General features: G+C 37.2%; 20 protein-coding genes and 1 pseudogene. 18 read left to right on the top strand and 3 right to left on the bottom strand.

The genetic code is table 11. The annotated features are described in order from the left end of the window. Positions 1-202: 202 nt before the first annotated feature. Positions 203-1,114, bottom strand: a complete 912-nt coding sequence (locus ACIQ7N_RS02160; RefSeq protein ID WP_323656794.1) for a LysR family transcriptional regulator — start codon at positions 1,112-1,114, stop codon at positions 203-205. A 140-nt stretch (positions 1,115-1,254) separates the two neighbouring features. Between ACIQ7N_RS02160 and ACIQ7N_RS02155 the strand changes: the two genes are divergently transcribed. The 13 genes and pseudogenes from ACIQ7N_RS02155 (at position 1,255) to ACIQ7N_RS02095 (ending at position 17,692) form a co-directional block, all read left to right on the top strand. Continuing rightward, the gene (locus ACIQ7N_RS02155; RefSeq protein WP_402929996.1) at positions 1,255-2,631 is read left to right on the top strand and encodes an aminotransferase family protein; all 1,377 of its coding nucleotides are present in this window, start codon (positions 1,255-1,257) and stop codon (positions 2,629-2,631) included. A gap of 61 nt (positions 2,632-2,692) precedes the next feature. Continuing rightward, positions 2,693-4,114 carry an NAD-dependent succinate-semialdehyde dehydrogenase gene (locus ACIQ7N_RS02150; protein WP_402929995.1) on the top strand — a complete coding sequence of 474 codons (1,422 nt, stop codon included), beginning with the start codon at positions 2,693-2,695 and terminating at the stop codon, positions 4,112-4,114. Between the two features lie 510 nt (positions 4,115-4,624). Further along, entirely contained in the window at positions 4,625-4,780 is a 156-nt protein-coding gene (locus tag ACIQ7N_RS02145) for a hypothetical protein (protein WP_402929993.1), read from the top strand. Positions 4,781-4,835: 55 nt separating this feature from the next. Next, positions 4,836-5,492, top strand: coding sequence for a GNAT family N-acetyltransferase (locus tag ACIQ7N_RS02140; protein ID WP_402929991.1), 657 nt, complete (start codon positions 4,836-4,838; stop codon positions 5,490-5,492). A 156-nt stretch (positions 5,493-5,648) separates the two neighbouring features. Then, positions 5,649-7,283: an amidohydrolase gene (locus ACIQ7N_RS02135; RefSeq protein WP_402929989.1), complete on the top strand. Its 1,635-nt coding sequence runs from the start codon at positions 5,649-5,651 to the stop codon at positions 7,281-7,283. Positions 7,284-7,331: 48 nt separating this feature from the next. After that, positions 7,332-8,672, top strand: a complete 1,341-nt coding sequence (locus tag ACIQ7N_RS02130) for an APC family permease (protein WP_402929987.1) — start codon at positions 7,332-7,334, stop codon at positions 8,670-8,672. A gap of 55 nt (positions 8,673-8,727) precedes the next feature. Continuing rightward, positions 8,728-10,116, top strand: a complete 1,389-nt coding sequence (locus ACIQ7N_RS02125) for an APC family permease (RefSeq protein WP_248716340.1) — start codon at positions 8,728-8,730, stop codon at positions 10,114-10,116. A 77-nt stretch (positions 10,117-10,193) separates the two neighbouring features. After that, complete coding sequence (locus ACIQ7N_RS02120) at positions 10,194-11,447, top strand: ArgE/DapE family deacylase (RefSeq protein ID WP_402929985.1); 1,254 nt, start codon at positions 10,194-10,196, stop codon at positions 11,445-11,447. Positions 11,448-11,598: 151 nt separating this feature from the next. Then, on the top strand, positions 11,599-12,909 hold the full coding sequence (locus tag ACIQ7N_RS02115) for an aminotransferase family protein (protein WP_402929983.1): 1,311 nt from the start codon (positions 11,599-11,601) through the stop codon (positions 12,907-12,909). Positions 12,910-13,051: 142 nt separating this feature from the next. After that, positions 13,052-13,450, top strand: a pseudogene (locus tag ACIQ7N_RS02110) (aldehyde dehydrogenase family protein); the annotation flags it as partial. A 23-nt stretch (positions 13,451-13,473) separates the two neighbouring features. Beyond that, a complete protein-coding gene (gene ald, locus ACIQ7N_RS02105; protein WP_402929982.1) occupies positions 13,474-14,619 on the top strand; it encodes an alanine dehydrogenase in 1,146 nt (381 codons plus the stop codon). A gap of 917 nt (positions 14,620-15,536) precedes the next feature. Beyond that, positions 15,537-16,454, top strand: coding sequence for an MFS transporter (locus ACIQ7N_RS02100; RefSeq protein WP_402929980.1), 918 nt, complete (start codon positions 15,537-15,539; stop codon positions 16,452-16,454). A 479-nt stretch (positions 16,455-16,933) separates the two neighbouring features. After that, entirely contained in the window at positions 16,934-17,692 is a 759-nt protein-coding gene (locus ACIQ7N_RS02095; protein WP_402929978.1) for an IclR family transcriptional regulator, read from the top strand. A 281-nt stretch (positions 17,693-17,973) separates the two neighbouring features. Here ACIQ7N_RS02095 and ACIQ7N_RS02090 read toward each other — a convergent pair whose 3' ends face one another. Together ACIQ7N_RS02090 and pxpB are read right to left on the bottom strand one after the other, a co-directional pair. Then, on the bottom strand, positions 17,974-18,963 hold the full coding sequence (locus ACIQ7N_RS02090; RefSeq protein WP_402929976.1) for a 5-oxoprolinase subunit C family protein: 990 nt from the start codon (positions 18,961-18,963) through the stop codon (positions 17,974-17,976). Then, positions 18,954-19,694 (bottom strand): 5-oxoprolinase subunit PxpB, encoded by a 741-nt coding sequence (gene pxpB, locus ACIQ7N_RS02085; protein WP_402929974.1) that lies wholly within the window; start codon positions 19,692-19,694, stop codon positions 18,954-18,956. The genes ACIQ7N_RS02090 and pxpB overlap by 10 nt, the downstream gene beginning before the upstream one ends. 274 nt (positions 19,695-19,968) lie before the next feature. On the opposite strand from pxpB, the gene ACIQ7N_RS02080 reads away from it, so the two are divergent. From ACIQ7N_RS02080 to ACIQ7N_RS02060, 5 genes are all read left to right on the top strand, one after another. Beyond that, complete coding sequence (locus tag ACIQ7N_RS02080) at positions 19,969-20,733, top strand: LamB/YcsF family protein (RefSeq protein WP_402929972.1); 765 nt, start codon at positions 19,969-19,971, stop codon at positions 20,731-20,733. A gap of 40 nt (positions 20,734-20,773) precedes the next feature. After that, positions 20,774-21,991 carry an NRAMP family divalent metal transporter gene (locus tag ACIQ7N_RS02075; protein ID WP_402930222.1) on the top strand — a complete coding sequence of 406 codons (1,218 nt, stop codon included), beginning with the start codon at positions 20,774-20,776 and terminating at the stop codon, positions 21,989-21,991. Positions 21,992-22,297: 306 nt separating this feature from the next. Then, complete coding sequence (locus ACIQ7N_RS02070; protein WP_402930220.1) at positions 22,298-23,089, top strand: putative hydro-lyase; 792 nt, start codon at positions 22,298-22,300, stop codon at positions 23,087-23,089. A gap of 134 nt (positions 23,090-23,223) precedes the next feature. Further along, positions 23,224-23,904 carry a hypothetical protein gene (locus ACIQ7N_RS02065; RefSeq protein ID WP_402929970.1) on the top strand — a complete coding sequence of 227 codons (681 nt, stop codon included), beginning with the start codon at positions 23,224-23,226 and terminating at the stop codon, positions 23,902-23,904. Then, a complete protein-coding gene (locus ACIQ7N_RS02060; protein ID WP_402929968.1) occupies positions 23,886-26,636 on the top strand; it encodes an RHS repeat domain-containing protein in 2,751 nt (916 codons plus the stop codon). The genes ACIQ7N_RS02065 and ACIQ7N_RS02060 overlap by 19 nt, the downstream gene beginning before the upstream one ends. The last annotated feature ends 40 nt before the right edge of the window (positions 26,637-26,676 follow it).

Genomic DNA, 26,676 nt, shown 5'->3' with positions numbered 1-26,676 from the left:
GTACTTAAATTAGGAGTTTTGAGAAGGGCTTCAGCGTTAGATAAAAAAGACTGTGGACATTCATGACAAAATCCACCTGTTTTAGCAGGTGGTAATTTAAAGCACTCTCATCTTAACTGATGTTAAAGTGAGAATACTTATTTTGACTTATTATGCATTATCTACTGAGTATTTTAACTTGAACGCCATAACTTAAATCACATTAATCATTGAAAATGCTTGTCATTTTCACTGCAACCTCTTCGGTAATCGCAAGAAATCGTTTGGAAATTGAGGTCATGTAACGATCCTTAAGTGTAATTATATTAAGTTTTGTTTGTAACACTGGATTTGCTAGTGGTCTAAGTACCGGTAAATCAGGAGAATTAAGTAGCTTGAAACAGCTAGGTACAAAACAAATTCCTGCGCCTTTCATTACCATCATAAGTGTTGGTAATGTTTCTGTCCCCCAGTAAACGACATTAGGCGTAAATCCACTTTTTTGACATGCCTCGATCACATCATCAGCAACACCTGATCCATAAGATGTTGTATTTAAAAGAAAGCGTTCGTTTTTCAAATCTGCAATATCAATAGAATCTTTTTCACATAGATGATGGTTGGGTGGAAGAGCTAAAAGTAAAGGTTCTGTTAGTAATATTGAAGTATGGATGTCCTCAGCTCTCACTGAAGTTCGGACAATTCCAATATCTATTTTATGACTTCTTAGTTCTTCTAAAATATATGATGTATTACCCTCGCGAACATGTGTAACTATGTTGGGAGTTTCCTTTTGAATTTTTTTTAAAACATTTGGCAAAATAAATAGATTTGCTGAAGTAGTACAACCCAATTTCACGGTACCTCTAATTCCTTCATGAAACTCGACTAATTTCTTCTCCGTATTCTCAGATAAATCAAGTAATTCTTTTCCTTTTTCATATAAAAATAGTCCACTTGGTGTTAATTCAAGAGATCTACCTAAACGATTAAACAAAGTGACATTTAATTCTTGTTCAAATTTTCTAATTAAAATACTTAAGGGGGGTTGAGTCATTTGCAATGCAGTAGCAGCTTTTGTAATGCTTCCTTCCTCAACTACTGTAATAAAACAATGTAAACGATGAAGGTTCATTTTGATAACTCCTCCTTTTAGTATTCATAAAATATATGGAAGTCATATAAATATTATAATTTACATTATAAAAATGTAAAGATATACTATTTTCATAATTAAGAATTGTTCAAAAATTCGATTTAATGGAGGTTTTATCAATGACAACTAAAATTACTCAACAATCAAAAACTGTAGAGTTAACTAAACTGGACAAAAAGCACTTGCTACATCCAGCTACAAATCCGAAGGCTTTAATTGACAATGGACCGCCTATTATCTTTGTTAAAGGTAAAGGCGTTACAGTTACAAGTACGGATGATGTGGAATACATCGACGGGATGTCAATGCTTTGGAACGTGAACTTAGGACATGGGAATCAAGAACTTGCAGATGCTGGTAATAGTCAATTATCCACCCTCGCGTATGCATCATCATTTAAAGGATTCTCAAATGAACCATCCATTCTACTTGCTAAAAAATTAGCTGAGTTAGCACCAGGAGATTTAAATAGTGTATTCTACACTTCTGGTGGGTCAGAATCAAATGATACAGCGATTAAATTAGCTCGTTTCTACTGGGAGCTTAAAGGGAAATCAGAAAAAAGAAAGATTATTGCGCTAACGAATGCTTATCACGGTGTAACAATAGGAGCGCAAACAGCTACTGGTCTTGCAGCATACCACAAGTTCGCATCATCAAATATAGACGGAGTTGTTCGTGCAACAGCCCACCTATTAAACAGTGAGTTAGGTGATAAAAGTGACCCGAACTATGCAGATTCTATCCGGGGAACAATTGAAAGAGAAGGTGCGGAGACGATTGCCGGAATTATTATTGAACCTGTGCAAGGTGCGGGCGGAGTTAATATTCCGCCAGAAGGTTACTTAGAAGCAGTTCGTAAAATCTGTGACGAGTACAATATCCTTTTCATAGCAGATGAAGTTATTTGTGGATTTGGTCGTACGGGGAAAATGTTTGGTGTAAACAACTGGAATGTTGTCCCTGATATGATGTCAATTGCAAAAGGAATTACGAGTGGTTATTCGCAACTTGGCGGGGTCTTGATGAATGATGAAATTAGAGAAACAATTGCTAGCTTCGATGCTGTTATCCCACATGGTTTCACATATAGTGGCCATCCGACTGCTTGTGCGATTGGACTGAAAAACATTGAAATACTAGAGCGTGATAATATTATTGACCACGTAAACGAAATGGAGAAAGAACTTAAAAAAGGTTTAGATTACTTAGCTGAAAAGCATAGTATTGTAACAAATTGCAGAGTAATTGGTCTGTTGGCTGCATTTGAACTTTATGAAGATCCAACAAGTGGGAAATTGTTTGATCCAACTGTTTTCCCAGCAAATGCGGTAGTTGACGCATGTTTCGAACGCCAATTAATTTTAAGAGCGCTTGGAGCCAATAACCAAATTGTAGCAATTGCGCCACCGCTTATTATTAACAAAGAAGAAATTGAAAAAATGATTCAAATTATAGACGATTCGATTACTGCTTTTAAACATACACGCAACTAAACTATTCCTATAAAGTAAGTTGAGTAGTGGTGGTTATAGTTAAAAAAGGGGAGGTTCTCTAGTGCTTTATATAAATGGTGAATGGCGAGATACAGGGAATAAATTAGATGTAACAAATCCTGCGACAGGAGAAATAATTAGCACTGTTGCTACAGGTGGTAAAACTGAAACTAAAGAAGCAATCGAAAGTGCGAAGAGAGCATTTGAATTCTGGGGTAAGACAACTGGAAATGAGCGCAGCAACTACCTGTTTCAAGTGGTTCAATTGATGAAAGAAAAAACAAAAGAATTAGCTGAAACAATTACACTTGAAAATGGTAAACCTTTACCAGATGCTACTCGTGAAGTAGCAGGTGCGATCGGCTATCTGGAATGGTATGCGGAGGAAGCTAAGAGAATTTATGGGGAAACAATTCCTGCAGCTGTAGCTGATAAACACTTAATGGTAATTCGCGAACCTGTTGGGGTATGTGCAGCTATTACACCATGGAATTTCCCGTTATCGATGATTACAAGAAAAATTGCACCTGCACTTGCTGCAGGTTGTACGATTGTTTTAAAACCGGCTGACTTAACGCCTCTTTCGGCGATAAAAGTATTCGAATGCTTTCATGAAGTTGGACTACCTGCTGGAGTTGCAAACCTGGTAATTGGCCCAGCTGAAGAAATTGGAAACGAGATGACGAGTAACCCAGACGTTCGTAAAATCACATTTACTGGCTCGACGCGTGTGGGGAAAAAACTTATCCGTGATTCGTCTGATACAGTGAAGAAAATATCAATGGAGCTTGGTGGACACGCACCGTATATTGTGTTTGAGGATGCTGATATTGACGCAGCAGTTAATGGTATCTTAGTGTCTAAGTTTATTAACTCAGGTCAAACTTGCATCAGCACCAACCGGATTTACGTAGCAGAAACTGTAGCTGATGAATTCTCAGGAAAGTTAGCTGAAAAGGTATCCAAATTAGTTGTAGGAAATGGATTAGAAGATGGCGTAAATGTCGGTCCAGTAATTAATAAAGTGGCTCTTGAAAAAGTGAAAAGTCAAGTAGAAGACGCTGTGAAACATGGTGGTAAAGTAATTGCGGGTGGTAATGTATTTACATTAAATAATGGTAGCGGTTACTTCTTTGAGCCCACAGTTATTCAATATGCAAGCGATAATATGAAGATTACAACAGAAGAAACATTTGGACCAGTTGCACCAATTTATACATTTAAGACGGAAGAAGAGGTAGTTGAAAGAGCAAACCATCCTGAATATGGTCTTGCAGCTTATTGTTATACGCGAGACATTGGTCGAGGCTTGCGAATGATGCGTGCTTTAGAGTTCGGAATTGTTGGTATTAATGATCCAGCTCCAGTGGTTGTACAAGCTCCGTTTGGTGGTATGAAGGAAAGTGGAATGGGAAAAGAAGGTGGTTGGTACGGACTAGAGGAGTACTTGGAGAAGAAGTTTGTATCGATCTTTATAAAGTAATTAAAAAATTGTTACTAATCTAGGGCTCTACATCAAAGTCTGTACTTGACAGCACATTCCACTACAGGCGGACGCTTTCCTGGGGGCGAACCTTGAGTCTCCTCGTCGCTAACGCTCCTGCGGGGTCTCAAGTTGTTCGCTAATCCCCAAGGAGTCGCCGCCTTTCGTTCCATGTGCTTTCATGGCATAAGATTTACATTAAATCAAGTGCATATTGTGGTTATGGCTCAATCTAGGTAACTAAATATAGTGTGGTAGACTTTTCTGCATTCTCCCAAAGATTACTTTCCCCATACTTAGTTTATATAGGATGTGGATTAAATCTACACAATTAATAAAGTAATGAACTTTAACAGGCGTGTTGATTAGGGGTTTATTGAATAATTTCACCCTTATTCCTCAGCTTCCTAATAAAATTTACCGTATAAATAATGCCAATTTTATAGATTGTAGCGAAGGGCTACTCGACTCCCGCGGGAAAAGCGAGACAGTCGAGACCCTGAGGCCAACATGATGTTGGTCACGAAGGCATTGTCACAGGACGTGACGCATTTAGCCTTCGTTCCTTTAGCGAAGGAAGCGGCTCGACGCTCGCCCGCAGGAAAGCGAGTAGCCCGTAGCGGAAATCAACCTTTTCTTTCATTAGAATTAGATAAAAATAGTTAATCAACACACCTGAAACTTTAATTTAATTTCAATAAAATAAGAGGGAGGATTTATTATGTCTCAAGTACATTTAAAAAAAAATGGACAAGAAATAGTTGTCCGCAATATTTTAAAAGAGGATCTTGCTGAAGTTGCCGCACTTTCTATGAAGTGTTTTGGACCTGATATGGCATTAAAATATGAGCATTTTGAAAGTCAGATTGAGTTGTTTCCAGAAGGTCAAATTTGTCTAGAATATAACGGTAAAATTGTAGGAACCGCTTTAAGTCTAATTGTAAATTTTGAAGATTACGGAGATAGTCACTCCTATTTTCAAATCTGTGATTTAGGATTTATTCGAAATCATAACCCTAATGGTAAAAACCTATATGGTATTGAAATTGGCGTACACGAAGATTTTAGAGGGTTACAATTGGGACGTCATTTGTATGATGGCCGAAAAAGAATATGTGAGAAACTTAACTTAGAAAGTATCTTAGTAGGTGGTCGTATACCTTATTACTATAAATATGCTGAGCAGATGAGTGCAGATGAGTATGTACTAGAGGTAATGAAAGGGAAAATATATGATCCTGTTTTAACATTCCAATTGAAAAACGGATATGTATTAAATAAAGTAATGCCAGGCTATTTACCTGGGGATGTTGAGTCATTAGAATATGCAACACTTTTGGAATGGAAAAATCCAGTTTACAAGCTTAAATTAGTATGAGTCTTTTGTCTGTTATGTTCGCCTATTTTAATAGGCGAACAGTGGATGCACATTGTTAATTGCGAATATTTAACTTCTTTAGTTATGTAAGCGCTTTCAATCGATTGTTATAAGAGTTCCATTAGAAGTAAATCTTAGGTAAAGGGAGGAGTTATAATGGTTATCGCTGATAAAGTTATTTCGAGTGAAGCAGTATTTACAGGTTTAGAAAATGAAGCAAAGCCAGCTGCTATTGCGATTAAAGGTAATAAAATCATTGCGGTAGGTTCGATGGAGGAAATAACACCATTTATAGGTTTAGACACGAAGGAATATCATTATGGCAACCAACTCATTATGCCAGGATTTCATGATGCGCACCTTCATCTCATGTTTGGTAGTCTTTTCTCGCATGCAAGTATTAATTTATCAGATGCTCATTCGGAAGAAGAGGTTGCTAGTTTAGTAAAACAATTTTCAGAAAACGTGCATGCTGATGAGTGGATTATAGGTTATGGATGGGATCATACAAATTGGGCAAAGAAATGCTTGCCGACACGTTTTTCTTTGGACAAAGTAGTTCCTAATCGCCCAATTATTCTTTTCCACGCAGAAGGTCATTATTCGTGGGTTAATAGTTTAGCACTTGAAAATGCAAGGGTTACAAATGAAACCGAAGACCCTCCTAATGGTACGATTCAAAAAAATGAAAATAATGAAATCACAGGAATTCTTCTTGAAACAGCAATGAATTTAGTTGTGGATATTGCTCTCGCATTTCCGGATAAACGGAAAGAAGAATTGTTTGAAGAGTTCTTAAAAAAATCAGCTCAATTAGGTATTACATCAGTAAATGATTTGTTTGCAAGTAGTTTTGATAAGTTAAATAGTTTCGATATGTATAAGGCATATGATGAAGCTGGAAAACTTACGACTCGCATTCATCTTTACCCTGAGTTAAATGATGATATAGATAGAGCGATAAGCTTGCGTGAAAAGTACAATTCCGAAAAATTACAGCTTGCAGGACTTAAGCAGTTTATTGATGGCGTTGTAACTGGACATACCGCATACATGTTAGATCCTTACTTAGACAAACCTACAACACGTGGGAGTACTGCTTTTCCTGTAGAAACGATCAAAAATTGGGTGACAAAAGCGGACAAAGAAGGATTTCAAATTCGCTTCCATACAATAGGTGATGGCGCAGTTAGGCTTGCTCTAGATATATTTGAAGCAGCAAGGATGGAGAATGGTGTGAGAGATTCACGACATGCGCTAGAGCATATTGAAGTGATTCATCCGACAGATATTCAGAGATTTAAAGAATTGGGGGTTGTTCCATCTGTACAGCCTTCTCATCTAGCATTGATGCCAAAAGAAAGTCATACTTTGCGTGTCGGTAAAGAGAAAGACCCTTATACGTATTTATGTAAAACGTTATACGACGCAGTCGAGTATATTGCTCTTGGTACAGACTATCCAATAACAACATTAGATCCTTTTAAAGAAATTTTTCATGCGATTACGAGACTAGACTTTACTGGTGATTATGAGTGGAATAGTCAAGAGCAGCTAACACTCGCAGAAGCGTTGAAAGCGTATACAAAAGGTTCAGCTTACAGCACATTCAGAGAAAAAGATTTGGGTACATTAGAAGTTGGAAAATTAGCAGATATTATTGTACTAGATAAAAACCTCTTTGAAGTAGAACATAAAGAAATTCTTCAAACGAAAGTTTTGTTAACAATTATGGATGGTGAAGTTGTTTATAGTGAATCAGTCTACTATCCTACTATTTTAGTTAATTGATCATTTTACCGGGAACATTTTTTTATTACTATTCGGGGAGTGAAAAAAATGAAACATTCAGTTAATTTGTCTAGATCGCTTTCTTTAACGTCTGTTGTTGTTACTGGGCTGGCCTTTATGGCTTTAACTACAGTGTTTAGCACATACGGCATAGCCTCTCAAATATCTCATGGTATGGTCGCTGGATCGTATGTACTTGCATTAATTGTGATGATGTTTACGGCTCATAGTTATGGTCAAATGGCAAAAGCGTACCCTATTGCGGGATCTGCCTATACCTATGCGCAAAAAGCGATTAATCCTCATGTTGGTTTCTTAGTGGGATGGGCAATTTTAATGGATTATCTCTTGATCCCAATGGTTAATTTTTTACTATTTGGTATTTTCTTCTCAGTTGCAATACCTGAAGTTCCACAGTATGTTTGGATACTTACATTAGTAGTTCTTGTGACGTTTGTAAATGTTAAAGGTGTAAAGTTAAGCGCAAATGTCAACATGATTGTAATAGGCTTATCGGTATTATTTATAATTGTCTTTTGCATCTTATCAGTTAAATCAATAGTAACTGGAACCGGGACTGGCATTTTATTTAACCTTGATCCCTTTTTTAATACCGAGGAATCATTTAAGTATATAGTTGCTGGTGCTGCACTATTATGTTTCTCTTTCCTCGGTTTTGATGCAGTTTCTACTTTTTCAGAAGAAGTAAAAAATCCGGAGAAAAACATACCGCGTGCAATATCTTTAGTAACAATAATTGGTGGATTATGTTTTGTAGTCGTATCTTATTTTGCCCATAATGTTTGGCCAGATTATACGAGTTTTAAAGATGCTGATTCTGCTTCCTATGAAATTGCTTTCCTAGTAGGCGGGAATGCCTTACAAGCAGCATTCCTAGCAAAAACTGCAGTGGTTGTATTTGGTTCCGCGTCCGCTTCTCAAGCAAGTGCTGCACGTGTATTATACGCAATGGGAAGAGATGGACAATTACCTAAAAATTTTTTTGGAAAACTAAATAAAAGAACGAGAACCCCGGTAAACAACATTTTATTAATTGGTCTTTTATCATTATCTGCGATGTTTTTAAGTCTAACCTTTGTCGCGTCTTTCATTAACTTTGGCGCCTTACTTGCATTTACTGCTGTGAATTTATCCGTTGTTTTTTTATATTACGGTAAACGAAAAGAACGCTCCTTAAAGGGGACTATCTTCTATTTGATTTTTCCATTAATCGGAGCAGTACTTACAACTTGTTTGCTTTTCAATCTAGATGTTTATTCGATTACTCTTGGTAGTGTTTGGTTAGGAATTGGTGTTATTTATTTATTATTTATGACAAAAGGTCTTAAGCATAAACCACCAGTGCTCAATGCAGTTCAGATTGATTAGTCGCAGTTTAAAACATTTAATGAAGCAGCTAAAAATATGTAAAGGGGATGGATGAATGACAGATAACACTACGCTTAAAAGGTCATTAGGTGTTTGGTCAATTGTTGCACTGGGATTAGGATATATGACGCCTACAGTGGTCTTTGATACGTTTGGAATTGTATCAAAATTAACAAATGGTGTAGTACCAATGGCGTATTTTGTCGCCTTGTTAGTAATGGTATTGACAGCGATTAGTTATGGAAAAATGGTACAGGTATTCCCGGCTGCTGGTTCAGCATATACATACACCCGGGAAACAATGGGGTCTCACCTAGGATTCCTCGTAGGATGGGCATCGTTATTAGATTATTTATTATTACCTTTAGTTAATGCATTAATTATTCGAATATATATGGAATCTCTGTTTCCGAATGTACCTGTTTGGATTTGGGTTTTTGCTTATGTCATTGTAGTTACTGCAATTAATGCTTATAGTATGGAATCAACATCGAGCTTAAACTTTATACTCGTTGTTTTCACGATTTGTTTAATAGGTATTTTCATAATACTTGCTTCTGTACAACTTTATCACGGTATGGGGAATGGTACTTTATTCACGATTCATCCACTATCACATGAAAATGTGAAATTAATAGCCGTTTTAACTGGGGCAACAGTAGTAGCTTTCTCGTTTATCGGTTTCGACGCAATAACAATGTATACGGAAGAAGCAAAGGATACATCAACAGTTCCTAGAGCAATCCTTCTAACTGTTTTAATCGGTGGGGGCATTTTCTTTATTGCTTCTTATTTTACTCAAGCATTATTCCCGGATGTTTCTGTGTTCGAAAATGTAGATGATACATTGCCGGAAATTGGTTTGTATGTAGGAGGGAAGTTATTCCAACTGCTCTTCATTGCAGGAGCATTCGCTGCTACTGTAGCTTCAGGACTTGCATCTCATGCAAGTGCATCTCGTTTGCTGTTTGTTATGGGCAGAAATGGTGTACTTCCTAAAAAAACTTTCGGATACTTACACCCTAAATTTAGAACGCCTGTTTTTACGATTGTTTTGACGGGAATCGTATCATTATTTGCAATAGGGCCAAATTTAGAATTAATTGCTTCAGTCATTAACTTTGGGGCATTAATTGCATTCACATTCGTTAACCTTTCTGTTATTGTTCATTTCTATATTCGTCAGAAAAGGAGATCAGGCAGTGAAACCTTTAAGTACTTAATTATGCCTTCTTTCGGAGCATTAGCTACTGGAGTTCTTTGGTATCATTTACACGCTGATGCATTTATAGGTGGAATCGTTTGGCTTATAATCGGAACCATTTACATGCTGTTTATTACAAGATTCTTTAAAAAAGAACTTGGAAGCATGGACTCTATTGATGACTTGGAGTCATTAGATAAAGAGATTTTTAATGAAGATAAGATTAAAGTCTTGAATTAACTATTTAGAGGATGAGAATCTCTTAGATAATCTTTCTCTTTTTAATGACAGAAGAAGTAAATAGAGGAGTGATTGCTTTGAAAGAAAAAATTCGACTGTATATAGAAGAAAATAAAGAAGAATTATTTAAAACAATTCAAGATGTCGTACGTATAAAAAGCGTTGTTGGTAATGAACAAGAGATGCAATTATACATGAAAAAAAAATATGAAGAACTTAACTTGATTTTGCATGAGATTGAACCAAAATATGAGAAGGTTTCAGCTCATGAAGCGTTTATTGATTCAGGTATTCCGTTTGAAGACCGAAAAAATATTATCGGAATACATAAAGGTGTCTCCGATGGTAAGTCATTAACGATTCATGGGCATGTAGATGTTGTTTCACCAGAACCATATTCAAACTGGACGATGGACCCATGGAGTGGAGATATTATTGGAAACAAGTTATACGGTCGAGGCTCTGCCGATATGAAAGCAGGACTTATTTCAAATTGGTTCGCATTGAAAACATTAATTGATTTAGGTTATCCAATTGCTGGAGATGTTCAGCTACATTCAGTAATAGAAGAAGAAGCTGGTGGTGGAGGCGGAGCTTTAGCATGTTTGGAGGAAGGCTTCGTAACAGATGGGTACATTTCGACAGAGCCACATAATTTGAATATGACAATAAGTCATGGGGGGATTATGTATTTCCGAGTGTACGTAAAGGGAAGAACAGCGCATGCAGGTTTAGCGCATGAAGGCATAAATGCTATTTCAAAAATGATGAAAATCCTTAGTGCGCTGGATGAATTAAGCGAATGGCGTGCTAAAAATGTTAAGTTTGATTTATTTGAAAAGGGATCTGGACAGTCCGTTCACTTAAACTTAGGTGTACTAAAAGCTGGGGACTGGGTATCGACAGTTCCAGGGGAAGCGATCCTCGAAGGAAGAATTGGTTTTATCCCAGGGGAAACTCGCGAAGAAATTAAGCAACTAGTACAAGACACGATTATGAAAGCTGTCATAGGCGATGAGTGGATGGCTAAAAATCCACCTGTTATAGAGTGGTTTGGATGGTCAACGGAGCCATGGTACCAAGACCCTGAGAACCCTTTTGTAAAATTATTCATCGAAAATGCAGAAGATGTTATGGGACATAAAGTCATAATGGTTGGAAGAGCTGGAGGAAATGATGCACGATTTACGCAGTATTACGGAAAACAAGGATTGTGCTTTGGGCCAATTGGAGAAAATATGCATGGACCAGATGAATGTGTTCATTTAGATAGCGTAGTAGAAGTAACTAATGTTTTGGCAAATTATATTATTAAGTGGAGCGAGAGTTAATCAACGTTTCTCTCTTTTCAATTAAATCGATGAAATAATTTTTGCATTCGAAATTGATTGAAAATTAAAATGATTTATTTCCGAGTAAATCACATTTTAGTAGTTGGCAAGCGTATTGTTTAAAAACATTTAAAAGAAAGGATGTATTTTTATGAAAAGAAATTATTCTGTTGAAGAACTTAAAATGTTAGACCAAAAGCATTTTCTACACCCTACTTCACCAGTAAAGACGGAAAATGGACCTGCATTTATTTTTACAGAAGGAAAAGGTGTTTATCTGTATGATATTACAGGAAAAAAAGTTATTGATGGTATGTCCTCGCTTTGGAATGTGAATATCGGACATGGAAGAACAGAACTTGGTGAAGTAGCGAAGGAACAAATGGATAAATTAGCCTTCAGTTCTTGTTTTGCAACGTTTAGTAATGAGCCTGCTATTCTATTAGCAAAAAAGTTAGCAGAATTAGCGCCTGGTGATTTAAATACTACATTTTTTACGTCTGGTGGTTCCGAATCCAATGATAGCGCCTATAAATTGGCTCGTCATTATTGGATATTAAAAGGGGAAAGTTCTCGAAAAAAAATTATCTCAAGATCGAGATCTTATCATGGGGTGGCAATCGGTGCTACAAGTGCGACGGGTTTAAAAGGATTTCGTGATTTTACAAATTCTAATGCTCCGGATTTTCTATTCGTAGATCATTTCTCCATACAGGCTTTACGTGATTTGATTGAAACTGAAGGTCCAGAAACAATTGCTGCTTTCATCACCGAACCAGTACAAGGTGCAGGGGGGATGCATGTTGCACCGGATAATTATTTCAAAGAAATTCGTGAAATTTGCAATGAATACGGTATTTTGATGATAACTGATGAAGTTATTACGGGATTTGGTAGGACGGGTAAGTTCTTTGCGATGGAACATTTTAATGTGGTACCGGATATGATGTGCTTTGCAAAAGGTGTTACTAGTGGATATGCACAATTAGGTGGTGTCATGATCTCAGAGAAAATACACCAAGAATTTTCTGAGTTATCAGAAGGAACTATATTGCATGGATACACTTATAGTGGTCATCCAATGGCCTGTGCAGTTGGGTTGAAAAACATTGAAATTATAGAGAAAGATAATTTAGTAGCAAATGCAGAAATTCGTGGTCAAGAGCTATTAGCAGGGTTAAAAGTATTACAAGCGAAGTATCCATTTATTGTAGATGCAAGAGGTTTAGGTTTAATGGCAGGTATAGAAATCTCTTATGAAGGAAGACTCCTCGCTCCACAAATAGTGACAGAGGCTGCAAAGTTGGGATTAATATGTCGCTCTGTTGTACTAGATGCTCAAGATATTGTTGTATTTTCACCACCATTAGCAATAAGCCAAAAGGAGTTAAGAGATTTATTAGATATTCTAGAAAATGCGATTCGAGAAGTAGAGAATCAGGTATTGGCAAATAAGTTGTAATACGAAAGGTGAGGTAATTATATTGAGGAAAAATTTATTTATCAATGGGGATTGGATAGAAGCAGCAGAGTATACAGAATTATGCTCTCCATATAGTAGCGAGGTCATTGCAGAAATACCGAAGGCAAATGCCGAGGAAGGGCAAGGGGCAATTATTGCAACTGGTGGAGAATCTGAAGGGAATATCTTACAACCTACCGTACTATTAAATGTAAAACCGGAGCAGAAGGTTTCCTGTCAGGAGGTATTCGCACCAATCGTATCTATTATGAAATTTACATCAATTCAAGAGGCATTTGATCAAGTAAATGACTCCAAATATGGTTTGCAAGCTGGTATTTATACAGATAATATCCATGTTGCTTTACAGGCAACGCAAAAACTCCATGTAGGTGGTGTCATTATAAATGATATTCCTACATTCCGTTTAGATCATCTACCATATGGTGGCGTAAAGGAAAGTGGTATGGGAAGAGAAGGGCTGAAGTATGCAATTGAGGAAATGACAGAAATGAAACTTGTAGTTATAAACCAAAACTAAAAAAATAGGTAGGAGGAAATATAATGATAATTGGTGTACCTAAAGAAATAAAAAATAATGAAAATCGAGTAGGAATTACTCCAGCAGGTGTTGTGGCGTACAAAAAAGGTGGTCATGAAGTAATAATTGAATCGAGTGCAGGGCTAGGTAGTGGATTTACAGACCAAGATTATTTAGATGTAGGCGCTCAAATTACTAAATCAACTAAGGAAGCTTGGGATGTTGATATGGTGATTAAAGTGAAGGAGCCGATTCAGGAGGAGTACAAATATTTTAAAGAAAATCTAATTCTCTACACATACCTACATTTAGCTCCAGAGCCAGAATTAACGAAAGCTTTGCTTGAAAGTAAAGTTACTGGAATTGCTTATGAAACAATTCAATTAGATTCAGGTGCCTTACCATTGTTAACGCCAATGAGTGAAGTTGCAGGCCGAATGTCTGTACAAATTGGTGCACAGTTTTTAGAAAATTCCAAAGGAGGCAAAGGAGTTCTCTTAGGTGGTATTCCTGGTGTTGCACCTGGAAATGTAGTAATTATAGGTGCTGGAGTTGTCGGGACGAATGCTGCGAAAATGGCAGTAGGATTAGGTGCAAACGTAACAATTTTAGACGTTAATATTACACGCTTAAGTCAAATAGATGATATGTTCCAAGGACGTGTTCGTACACTTGCATCAAATACCTACAATATCGCTGAAGCAGTAAAAACAGCAGATTTGTTAATTGGTGCTGTGCTAATTCCAGGTTCACGTGCACCACAATTAGTTTCAAAAGAAATGATTCAAACGATGCAAAAGGGATCTGTTGTAGTGGATGTTGCGGTAGATCAAGGGGGTTCAATTGAAACAATTGATCGCATTACTACCCATAGTAATCCTACTTATGAAGTATACGGTGTTGTGCATTACGCAGTTGCGAATATGCCAGGTGCTTGCGCGCGTACCTCAACAATGGGCTTGTCAAATGTAACTGTTCCATACGGTTTGCAAATAGCTAATAAAGGCTATCGCCAAGCTGCTTTAGATAATCCTGTTTTAGCGAAGGGGATAAACATTGTAAATGGAAAAATAGTATATAAAGCGGTAGCTGATGCACATGGATTACCATATACGGATCTACAAGCAGAATTAGCAGCAGACTCAACTTCGGTTTTAGCAGTTAAATAGAATACGAGACATAATTTTTTCTATTTTTAAATTTCGATTAATTTTCAAAACACATGAAAGAGCTAGATTATGCGTAAGCCCGTAATCAAATAACGCATATAAACAAACCAGGCACCTCCTGTACGATAGACGTTACAATTAGGGAGGTGCTTTTTTTATGTCCACTACAAAACTAACAATAAGGAACTATGGCGTAAACTATGCTTTGTAACTGTGGGTAGCTCCTACTTTGTTTGAACCTGTATGATTCATTTACAAACGTCACTGCCTTTTCTAACTGTCCTTTGATGGCTCAAATTCTACTCGCTGAGAGCTTTCGTCCATCATTTTTTTGAGTTCGCTTTTTCTAATCTTTACATGATTGTCTGCAGATTGAAGTCTATATAAAACTATAATCTGCACATTCATTCAACAATAAGTACTTCTGCGATAGCATGGGTATTGTAGTTCCAAAAAAGTAGGTTAATAAAAGTGTTGGGAGACGTGTTCAACTTCAAAAAGAATGTAAGCTTTATATTGAACATTGAGAACTGAAAGCATGTTCAGTCAAATTCCAATCATAAAACTACTTATAAAAACAGGTTTTTAACGTTACCTGTTTTTCATATAGAGTAAAAGCTAATAGGGATAGAAATCATTGGGCAAAAAAATAGCAAACATAGATGGGTTGTATTTATTTCTGTATTATTTACTTATTTGTTAATGGCGAGCCAACGAACCGCCCCAGGACTGATTACAGACCAATTGATGCATGATTTTAATGTAACAGCATCAACGATTGGGTTATTGATGAGTACACAATTTTTTGTCTACACGAGTTTGCAAATTTCGATGGGGATTTTAGCTGATCGATTTGGGCCAAATTTTTTCTAATTATTGGTGCTACTCTTACAGGTTTAGGGACAATTATTTACAGTATGGGTACACATGAATTCGTCCTGTTTTTTGCCAGAATACTAACTGGGGTAGGGGATGCGACCATATGGGTTAACATGGTGCTAATTTTGGCCCAATGGTTTCATACCAAAGAATTTGTTCGATTAATTGGCTTGGCGGGCATGACAGGAAGTCTTGGTTTCTTATTAGCGACAGTACCTTACTCCACGTGGATACTTTTATTTGGTTGGAGGGTAACATTCTTCTCAGTAGGACTACTATTATGTTTATGTGGCATTCTCCTTTATTTTGTACTTGTGAAAAAAACAAAACAAATTTTGAGGGATGAGCAAGAAGTAGATACAGCAGAAGTGCAACGTGAAAAAACATCCGTTTTACTACGAAGAATATTTACAAATCCGCAAGCATGGGCTCTATTCTGTTGCCATTTTGGGGTAGTTGGCGGTTATGTAGGATTTATCAGTTCATGGGCAGTACCATATGGGATGAATATATATGAAATGACTCGTTCAGATGCCAGTCAGCTGATTATGATCGGTCTTATCGGAGCACCTCTGGCTAGTTGGATTTCAAGTCGGTTAGAAACAATTAATAAACCGTATATTGTCGTTCATCTCACTGTTTTATTAGGGTGGTTTTCTTTCCTTTTATGCAATGGGCATCCGTCCTTTTTCTTTCTAATTATTATTTTCTTTATCATTGGCTTTGGATATGGGACAAGTGCGTTAACTTTTGCAGCTGTTCGTCAATCTTTTAAACTGGAGGAATCAGGAATTGTTTCAGGGATTGCAAATACGGGCGGCTTTCTAAGTGCTGTATTGCTACCCATCATTTTTGGATATATATTGGAACATTTTCAATTAACTTCAGGAAATCTATTTGATGGCTATTACTATGGTCTTCTCCATCGTTGGTTTGATTGGAGTGACTTTATTTAAGGAAAATGTAAATAAGAATAACAAGCAGGGGTGAAGAGCATCTTTTGCTCCTGTTTTTTATTCCTTTGTCAGCCTGATTTACTAGGCTCTTCTCCCCCAAGAATCTTTGCCCTGTGCGAAAGCGAAGCGTCAGCTCAAAGCGCCCTTCTTAGTATTGAAAAACAAAATGGGTGTCGAGCCCCAAAACAGAATCACTAAAGCTCCTTTCGTTCGTTTTATAGGAATACTTTGAAGATTTATCGAAACAAAATTGCTCTTTATCGAAACTATTTGAGCTTTTATCGAAACAAAATCTCATTTTATCGAAACTATTTGAGCTTTTATAGAAAAACAAGCTCTTTCTATCAAAGCAATCAACCACACGTTTTGGTGTTGAGCCAGGCTATATAAAAACAGTAAAAGATTAGGTATAATTATTATTTAAGAAAAGAAAAATTATGATTAGATTAAATCTAGTATAGAAGGGGGGCAAACGTAAATTGGCAAATAATAATAAAACGGTTATCCGTTCAATGGATATTTTAAACTTATTTATCGATAATACTGAGCTGACATTTCAAGAAGTAATTGAGTTATCAGGAATCCCTAAAACCTCTGCTTTCCGCATGTTGAAATCTTTCGAGGAAATGGATTTTTTAGAAAAGGGAACCGATGCAAAATATCGGTTAGGCATTCTTTTCCTTAAATTTGGACATCTCGTATCAATGCGCCTAGATGTGCGGAAAATTGCAGAACCAATTATGAATGAGCTACATAATGATGTAAAAGAAGCGATTAATTTAATCGTTCGTGATGGTGACGATGCTGTATATATCGAGAAAATAGATACGAAGCAAAAAGTTCGACTCTACACAGCAATTGGTAGAAAAAGTCCTCTTTATGCAGGGGCATGTCCCCGTGCTGTATTATCCTTTTTACCAGATGCAGACATAAAGGAATACCTCGAATCGGTAGAACTTAAATCATTTGCAAAGGGGACGATTACAGAAAAGGAAAAGCTTTTTGAAACGATTGTGCAGGCTAGAGAACTTGGTTATACAATCAGCCATTCAGAATTAGAAAATCATACATCTGCTGTTGCAGCACCGATTTACGATCATAAAGGAGAAGTCGTTGCAGCAATGAGTATTGCGGGACTAGAAACTAATTATCGAGGGGAAAACGTTGAAATCTTCGTCGATAAACTTAAGAAGGCTACCGCAGAGATTTCTAAACAATTGGGGTATGAGCCGCAATAAAAAATGGGTAGTCTCAAGAGTCATTTGAGATTACCCATTTTGCGTTGGAGTTGATAATTTATGGATGACATTTTTTAAAATATATGCACTGTATTTTAGTTGATTGTAGTGGAGACTGGGCGACTCCTTGGGGATCAGCGTCACAGATGAGACCCTGGAGCGAGCAACGCGAGTGAAGCGGCTCATCGGACGCCCCCAGGAAAGCGCCCAGTCGGAACGGAAATCAACCACACGGTTTGGTGAAAAGCCTAATTTTTAGGGAATATTTTTATCTAAATAGGCTATAACCTTTTTAAATGGAGCCCAAATGCTAATTCATTTCGTTTTCTTTCTTGATGTATTAATGCTAATTGAGCTTCTTCAAGAGAGACCTCTTTAAAGTAGACTCGACTATTTGCTTGCATTTGTGCTAATGATGGTAAATCGGCAGAAATCACTTGAGCTATTTTAGGATACCCACCAGTAGTTTGACGATCTGCCATTAAAATAATAGGTTGCCCACTAGAGGGCACTTGAATCGTTCCAAATGTAACCCCCTCGGATAATAATTCAAATGGCTCTTTTAATTGAATAGACTCTCCTTCTAATCGGTAGCCCATTCGATCTGCGTGGGTTGTGATAGTGTAAGGCGTTGAAAGGAATTTTTTAAAACTTTCTTCATCGAAATGTTCATATTCAGAGCCCCTTATGAAGCGAATTGTTTGCGTTTTTTTAAATGTAACAAATGGTGTGTAATCAGCTGACCAAGAAAGGAACGTTGGTTCTTTTTTTAATTGGTTAAAAAGATCTTCTCCTAATTCTGATCGTCTTTCTAATTCAATGACATCATTCTTCAGCAATTTTCTTCCGTGAAATCCTCCAATCCCAGCACGTATGTAGGTGCTTTTACTGCGCATCACTTTGGGCACTTGCATTCCGCCACTAAATGATACGTAGGCTCGGCAACCACTAATCGCAGCATTAAATTTTAAAACAGAGCCTTTTTGAATGAAAAGTGGTCGCCACATTGGTGCTTCTTTTCCGTCTATTGTCGGTTGTAAATTGCCACCTGTAATAGCAATCAGTTCATCCGTTTCAAATAAAAGGGTTGTTCCATATAGTGTCACCTCAAGAGCGCCTTCTCCTTCTGCATTTCCAACAAGTAAATTCGCAATTCGTAAGGAAATTGAATCCATTGCTCCTCCGACGATAACACCAAACTTTTGTAGCCCATATCTTCCTAGGTCTTGAATGGTTGCCAGCATACCTGGCTGTAATACTTTTATGCCCATGTTTTCATCTCCCCGTCGTTCTTATATTCTTCCAACGAAATTGGGACAAACTGAATTCGATCACCCGGTTGTAATAAGGTTGGAGGAGACTGTTCAGGTAGAAACAAACGAAAAGGTGTTCGTCCGATGATTTGCCATCCCCCTGGCGTTTCTAATGGGTAAATACCTGTTTGATTTCCTGCAATTCCAACAGATCCCGGAGTAATCGATAACCGTGGAGTTTCTTTACGAGGTGTTGCAATTTGTCTGTCCATTCCTCCCATAAACGGAAAACCTGGAGCAAAGCCTATCATGTAAACAAGATATTCTACAGAAGAGTGAATTTTAATAACTTCATTAGGTGTTAAACCATGATAAGAGGCTACAAATTCTAAATCTGGCCCCATTTCACCACCATATACTACAGGGATTTTTACGACACGTTCCTTTGTTGTTTCAATTATGTGAGATTGATTCATTAAAGAAAGAATTGTTGCTTTCACCTTTTCGTAGGGCATTTCGCCTTCTTTTCCTATAGTGGAAAAGTATACTTCAACCGGATTGTAATAAACTGTCACATTATTATAGGCAGGCACAACCTCGATGAATCCTTCAAATGGATTTCTCTCTAATAAATTCAATATAGTTTTAACTTTATTGTGAATCGCTTCACTGATTCCTTCACCTACATGAATGACTAGTGCAGAATCACTCAAAGGTCTTATTTGTACATTCTCTTTTAAATTCAGCATAAAACCATCTCCTGGAGTTTCGTAATTCGGTATGTAAGTTTTAAATAACGGATTATTAATAGTATATTTAAACAATAAACGAAAACAAGTTTAATTTAAATGAAAATTTTTAAAAAAATATTCTTTCTCAAAATTTGAAATTTGCACTTTTCAGTAATAATAAAATATGTTAAGATTTTTTTAAATTTCAAAACTCAAGTTCCGAATATCGGTACAAAAAATTGTAAACGTATTCAGTGTAACTATTTTAGTGGGAAGAAAATGGGGGAAGAAGATGTTTCGAGTTGATTTAAACTGTGATTTAGGGGAAAGTTTTGGTCGTTATCGACTTGGGGAGCAAGAAGAAATCTTAAAATATGTAACCTCTGCTAATATTGCTTGTGGATTCCATGCTGGAGATCCAACTGTTATGCGAGAGACAGTTAAGCTAGCCATTGCTAATGGTGTGAAGATCGGGGCACATCCAGGCTTACCGGATTTAAATGGCTTTGGACGACGTGAGATGAACATCACACCACAGGAAGCCTATGATATGGTTGTTTATCAAGTGGGAGCATTGCAAGGTTTTCTAACGACTTACAATGCAACTATGCAGCACGTAAAGCCGCATGGAGCACTTTATAATATGGCTGCTAAAAATCCGGCGATAGCTGAGGCAATCGCACAAGCGATTTATGATATTTCACCTTCACTTGTGTTATTCGGTCTCTCAGGTAGTGAATTAACAAAAGCTGGAGAAAAAGTAGGGCTTCAAACAGCCCATGAAGTGTTTGCAGATCGTACCTATCAAAAGGATGGTTCTTTAACATCTCGTAAGCAATCTGATGCATTGATTACCGATAAGGACCAAGCTGTGAATCAGGTTGTGAGAATGGTGAAAGAGAGAATTGTGCTGTCACAACAACAAATCGAAATACCATTACAGGCAAATACAATTTGTATTCATGGGGACGGGGAACATGCTGTAGAGTTTGCAAAATATATTCATTCAAGATTATCACAACATCAAATATCAGTACGTGCAATCAAGGAGGGGTAGTCTAATGGGAGCAAAAATAACGGAAGTTAGTGAAGTAGTAATCGAACAAGAGAAAAAAGGTAAATTTGTTAAGAAAACAGCAAGTAAAAGTGTGTTAATAGGAGCTGCCTTTTTAATGGCTACCTCATCAATCGGACCAGGTTTTTTAACACAAACGACAGTATTTACACAGCAATTAGCGGCTAGCTTTGGGTTTGTCATTTTAATTTCATTAATTTTAGACATTGTTGCACAGGTAAACGTTTGGCGAATCATTGCTGTTTCTGGCTTGCGAGGGCAAGAAATTGCCAATAAGGTGTTACCTGGATTAGGTGTGCTCCTTGCAATTATGATTGTTATAGGTGGTTTAGCCTTCAATATTGGGAACGTTGCTGGAGCTGGATTAGGGTTAAATGCAATGCTTGGCGTGGATCCAATTGTTGGTGCCATTGTAAGTGCACTATTTGCTATTTTTATATTTATCTATAAAGAAGCAGGGAAGGCAATGGACAAGGTTGCGCAAATTGCTGGGGGTGTCATGATTCTACTCATGCTATTCGTTGCTTTTAAAACGTCACCACCTGTAGGAGAAGCGATTGTGAACACCGTTTGGCCTAAAGAAATCAGCTGGTTTGCGATTGTAACTTTGGTTGGTGGATCAGTAGGAGGTTATATTACTTTTGCTGGTGGTCACCGACTTTTGGACGCTGGCATTAAAGGACAAGAATCATTGCCAGAAGTAACAAAAAGCTCTGTGACAGGGATTTTGATTACTGGCATTATGCGTATTGCTTTATTTTTAGCGGTTCTTGGTGTTGTTTCAAAAGGTTTAGTTATTGATCCTGCGAATCCACCTGCATCTGTTTTCGAACTAGCTGCTGGTAATATTGGTTATCGTATGTTTGGGATGATTATGTGGGCTGCAGCGATTACTTCTGTTGTAGGTGCAGCTTATACATCCGTTTCATTTATTCGTTCATTCCACCCTAGCATTGAGAAATATCATAATTGGGTGATTATCGCATTTATCGTCATTTCAACAACAACTTTTACTTTGGTTGGAAAGCCTGTTAATGTGTTAATTTTGGTAGGTGCATTAAATGCATTAGTTTTACCATTAGCACTTGGCATTATATTAGTTGCTGCACACAAAAAAGAAATTGTTGGTACATATAAGCATCCACGTTGGTTAACTGTCACTGGAGCAATAGTAGTTGTGCTTATGGGATATCTCAGCATTAATACATTAATTGAAGAAATTCCAAAAATTTTTAGTTAATCTAACAACCAACCATCCATGAACATCTTTTCATGGATGGTTATTTTATCTTTATTCAGCAGAAGACTCCCATCTCTATAGGTGGTGAGATGAATGCGATTTTTGTGGGTGTCAAAACACCTACTGAAATAGAGGAACCCAGGCTAAGAACTTCACATCCTGTGAAAACGCCTGAGTGACCAACATCGTGTTGGCCTAAAGCCTCCGGCGGATGTCACGGATTTTCAAAGGAATGAATTGTGCCGGCACAATTCAAAATCCGGACGCAATTACGCCAAGGCATAATTGATAAGGAGTGAATGGATGATGACAGTATATAGTGCTTTAGAGCCAAATGAAATCCGTAAACTTATTCGCAATCAAGAAATTTCTGGACCAACTTCAGGCATGTCGATTGGGTTTACACAAGCAAATTTAGTGATTTTGAAGAAGGAGCATGCGTTTGACTTTCTATTATTTTGTCAGCGGAATCCAAAGCCATGCCCATTATTAGATGTGACAGAACCTGGATCATTTATACCTTCAAAAATTGCTAAAAATGCAGATATTCGCAAGGACATTCCGAAATATCGTATTTATCGGGATGGTATTTTAACGGAAGAAGTTTTAGATATTACAGATTATTGGGAAGAGGATATGGTAGGTTTTTTAATCGGGTGTAGCTTTACATTTGAAACACCTCTTCTTGAAGCAGGTATTCCAATAAGACATATTCAAGAAAATTGTAATGTGCCAATGTATAAAACAAATATCGCGTGTGAAAAAGCGGGTGTATTTGAAGGGCCAACTGTTGTCAGTATGCGTCCTATGACACCAGAAGATGCGATTCGTGCAATCCAAATTACTTCGCGTTTTCCAAATGTACACGGTGCACCAATTCATATTGGTAGTCCTGAACAAATAGGTATTACGGATATTTCAAAACCAGATTTCGGTGATGCTGTGTCCATTAAGCCAGGGGAAATACCAGTATTTTGGGCTTGTGGCGTAACCCCTCAGGCAGTAGCAATGGAAAGTAAACCCTCTATTATAATTACCCATGCACCGGGTCATATGCTAATCACTGATATTAAGGAAACAAGCTTGAGCATACTTTAAGGCATGATCGAAGACATCTATTTGTTTTTCTGCATAACAAAGCGTGGTGAGGTTAGGACAATATCAATTTCAGAAATCTAAAAAGCTGGTGAGATTTTACAAAGAGTAAAATTTCACCAGCTTTGATTTGTTAAGTGGATGTAGATCAATCTATAATTGAATACCGAACACAGGGCGGTGCACGATATCATTTTACAAAGCAACAGGATGATGATGATGTAACGTATTCTTCTCCAGAAGGTGTGGAATACGAATTAACAAAAACAACTAATGGTTTTGAATTAAAAGATACGTCAGAAACAATCCGTTACTTTGATGCACAAGGTCGAAACTATGAAATAAAGGACGAAAAAGGCAATCGTATAATTTATACGTTTGAAAATTCAACAAGTTCCCGTGTAGTGAAAATTACGGAGCGTACAGGCATTGCCGAAACAGGTCGCTCTATTGATTTATCGTATAACGTGAATGGATATCTTTCAAAAGTAACTGACTTAAATGGCAATACAACAGAATTGAATTATGAGCAAGTTGATGGAACAAATTATTTAAAGTCCATTACGTATGCGAAGAGTTCAAAAGTAGAAAAGACTATCAAATTTAATTATTATCCAACAACAAAACGCTTAAAATCAGTAACAGATGCCAATGGAAATGTGGGTAGTATTGAATACGATGATGCTTCGAATCGCGTGACAAAGTTGGTAGATCCTCGTAGTGACAGCATCTTTAGTTCTTTACAATATTACGATCGTTATATAATTTATGGAATAAAACACAGTATTCCTATTCATCATTGGATGCTCCGACAGTAAACGTTACATCTATTGTTGAGAATTTCGGGTCAAAAGATGATGCTACGACAACAAATTATAAATGGAATAAAAACCTTTTAGAAAAAGAATCTGAGCCAGATAAGGATACGGGAGCAGCATCAGTAGAAACAAGTGCAAACTATGATGGTAAAGGTAACTTAACATCAGCTGATACAACTGGTGGACAATCTTTAAAACAAGAAGTAGATGATAAATCAAATGTGACGAAAATTACTTACTCAAGTAAGGTCTCTGAAAAATACATTTACGATGAAAAAAGTAATCTAAAATCAACTACTACGAACTTTGGTTTAACGGACTTCAATGAGTACGACAATACGGTAATATTATTCGTAGCGTTAGCAAATGTAACAAGATATGCTGGTCAATATGTTGAAATCAAAGGAAAAAAAGGTGAACCTGTAACAGTTTCAGGTTGGGGCTATACGACGAGCGCAGTAACAACTGGTAAATTCACAATTAGTCTGCTCCTCACAAACGCGAGTGGCACCTCTAAAAAATATGAGCTACCATTTATGCAAAGCGAGCATGCGGCTAATGGATGGCAATTTGCCAAAAATACTTTCATTGCAGACGAGGATTTTGTCAGAGCGAAAGTATATGTCAATTATGATAATCGGACAGGCTATAGCTATTTTGACAATATTAAAGTAGAACAAACAGGTTCAGCCGTTTCAAAATCATATACAAATTTCGGTACAAATCTTTCAGAAGAAACAGATGCACAAGGAAATATAACGAAATTTAGCTATGATGCAAACGGCAATGAAAAAAGCGAAACAGACCCGAATAATGTAGTTAAATTAAGAGGATATGATGCACTTGATCGCTTAGAATCCATTTCAATAGGTAATGGCGTTAAGGCTATTAAATCATCTTATGGGTTTGATAAACAAGGAAATGTCACAAGCCGTACCAATCCTCTTGGTTATGTAACATCCTTTAAATATAATGCTATAAATGCAGTTGAACGAGAAACAGACCCATTAGGCAAATATCGCTATTACGAGTATGATGGTGAAACAAATGTGACACTAATTGAATGTGGTGATGGGACAAACAAGTCCTCAGTTTCTTTCACATATGATCTTAAAAATAACGAGAAATCAAAATCTGTAAACGGTACAAAGCTATACGATAAAACGTATTTTAAGAATAACCTTTTAAAAACAATTCAAGTGAATGGCGTTTCAGCACCATATGAATTTAACTATGATGATAGTAAACGACTTATATATGCCAAAACACCAGATGGCTATAGTTTGACAAATGTGTATGAAACTGCAAAAGAAAATCCAGCGAATGGACTGCGTACTTCTTATACAGAGTCTATGAATGGAGTTAATGCTAGCACAAAATTTGCTTATGATGGATTGCAACGCTTAACTTCGATTACAACTGCCGGTGGTAAAAACTATAATTACTACTACAATGAATCGAGTCAGCCCGTACGCCTTCAAAGTGCTAGCTCGACGCAGCTGCTAGATTTCGATACAGATGGTCAATTGACAAAGCAATCGATTTTCGGGAAGGAGTTACTACAACTTCGCTATCAGTATCAAGCAAATGGTAATATTAAAACGTATTTTGATGGGACTAAAACACATACGTATAAATATGATTTTGCAGACCGTTTGGCTTCATGGGATAATGGCACAAAAGGGATTACCTATGATTATGATGATGCTGGAAATCTATTAAACCTAAACGGCAAATCTTACACTTATAACGAAGCCAACGAAATAAAAGGTTTTACCTATGATTTTGAAGGTAATTTGACAAACGACGACCGTCTAACTTACACATGGGACGGGCTTGGCCAACTAACACAAACAACGGAAGTAGCAAATCCAGCGAACAAAGTAACCTATACGTATCACCCAGATGGTTTACGAAAATCGAAAACAGACGGTGCAACAACGTATAAATATTACTATGATGGCTCTAATTTAGTCCGTATCACAGATGCAAATCAAAAAACGATTTGGTCGATTACTTGGAACAACGGAAAAGTAGTAAATCTGACAAACGCAGCAGGGGAATCATTCGAATACGTAACGAACCACCGTGGTGATGTCGTTCGCATTCTAGACCAAAATGGTGCAACCATTGCGACATACGATTATGATCCATGGGGTAACCTACTATCAGCTGAACCAACCGACAGTCGTATAAAAGGACAACCTATTCGCTACGCGGGCTATGTCTACGATACCGAAACAAAGCTATACTATTTACAGGCTCGTTACTACGATCCAGCAACAGCACGTTTCATCTCTCGTGACCCAGATCCAGGAGACGAAGATGACCCTGTAACAATGAACGGTTACACATATGGGGATGATAATCCAGTAATGAAAACAGACCCAGATGGTAAATGGGTATGGCTCGTTATCAACGCAGGTTTTGCGATCTACGATGGTTATAAAGCGTATAAATCAGGGAAAAACAAAAAGCAAATTGCCTGGGCAGTGGCATCGAATTTTCTTCCTATCGGAAAACTGAAGCGCCTATATCGTGCAGTAAAGGTTGCTCAGGGTACAAGTAATGCCGCACATAGTGCTGCTCAATTTGCTAAATTAAAAACACATTATCAGCAAGCTCAAAAGTACGGTAGGCTGGAACAAGAACACTATCGAACGGAAGAATTAGATATTACGGTAATATTTCACCGGCTAAAAAAGCTGGTGAAATGGCAGGACGGAGAGTAGTTAGAGAATGGAACCCTTCAACTGGCCGAAAGAGAACATG

It is taken from the genome of Lysinibacillus sp. NPDC095746, from assembly GCF_044763535.1.
GTDB lineage: Bacteria > Bacillota > Bacilli > Bacillales_A > Planococcaceae > Lysinibacillus.
This window is presented reverse-complemented; position numbering and strand designations above follow the sequence as displayed.

Bases quoted from the DNA above. Each gene is read 5' to 3' on its own strand.
- ACIQ7N_RS02160 (WP_323656794.1), bottom strand. From the start codon at position 1,114: ATGAACCTTCATCGTTTACATTGTTTTATTACAGTAGTTGAGGAAGGA.
- ACIQ7N_RS02155 (WP_402929996.1), top strand. From the start codon at position 1,255: ATGACAACTAAAATTACTCAACAATCAAAAACTGTAGAGTTAACTAAA.
- ACIQ7N_RS02145 (WP_402929993.1), top strand. From the start codon at position 4,625: ATGATGTTGGTCACGAAGGCATTGTCACAGGACGTGACGCATTTAGCC.
- ACIQ7N_RS02140 (WP_402929991.1), top strand. From the start codon at position 4,836: ATGTCTCAAGTACATTTAAAAAAAAATGGACAAGAAATAGTTGTCCGC.
- ACIQ7N_RS02135 (WP_402929989.1), top strand. From the start codon at position 5,649: ATGGTTATCGCTGATAAAGTTATTTCGAGTGAAGCAGTATTTACAGGT.
- ACIQ7N_RS02130 (WP_402929987.1), top strand. From the start codon at position 7,332: ATGAAACATTCAGTTAATTTGTCTAGATCGCTTTCTTTAACGTCTGTT.
- ACIQ7N_RS02125 (WP_248716340.1), top strand. From the start codon at position 8,728: ATGACAGATAACACTACGCTTAAAAGGTCATTAGGTGTTTGGTCAATT.
- ACIQ7N_RS02115 (WP_402929983.1), top strand. From the start codon at position 11,599: ATGAAAAGAAATTATTCTGTTGAAGAACTTAAAATGTTAGACCAAAAG.
- ald (WP_402929982.1), top strand. From the start codon at position 13,474: ATGATAATTGGTGTACCTAAAGAAATAAAAAATAATGAAAATCGAGTA.
- ACIQ7N_RS02100 (WP_402929980.1), top strand. From the start codon at position 15,537: ATGGGTACACATGAATTCGTCCTGTTTTTTGCCAGAATACTAACTGGG.
- ACIQ7N_RS02090 (WP_402929976.1), bottom strand. From the start codon at position 18,963: ATGGGCATAAAAGTATTACAGCCAGGTATGCTGGCAACCATTCAAGAC.
- pxpB (WP_402929974.1), bottom strand. From the start codon at position 19,694: ATGCTGAATTTAAAAGAGAATGTACAAATAAGACCTTTGAGTGATTCT.
- ACIQ7N_RS02080 (WP_402929972.1), top strand. From the start codon at position 19,969: ATGTTTCGAGTTGATTTAAACTGTGATTTAGGGGAAAGTTTTGGTCGT.
- ACIQ7N_RS02070 (WP_402930220.1), top strand. From the start codon at position 22,298: ATGACAGTATATAGTGCTTTAGAGCCAAATGAAATCCGTAAACTTATT.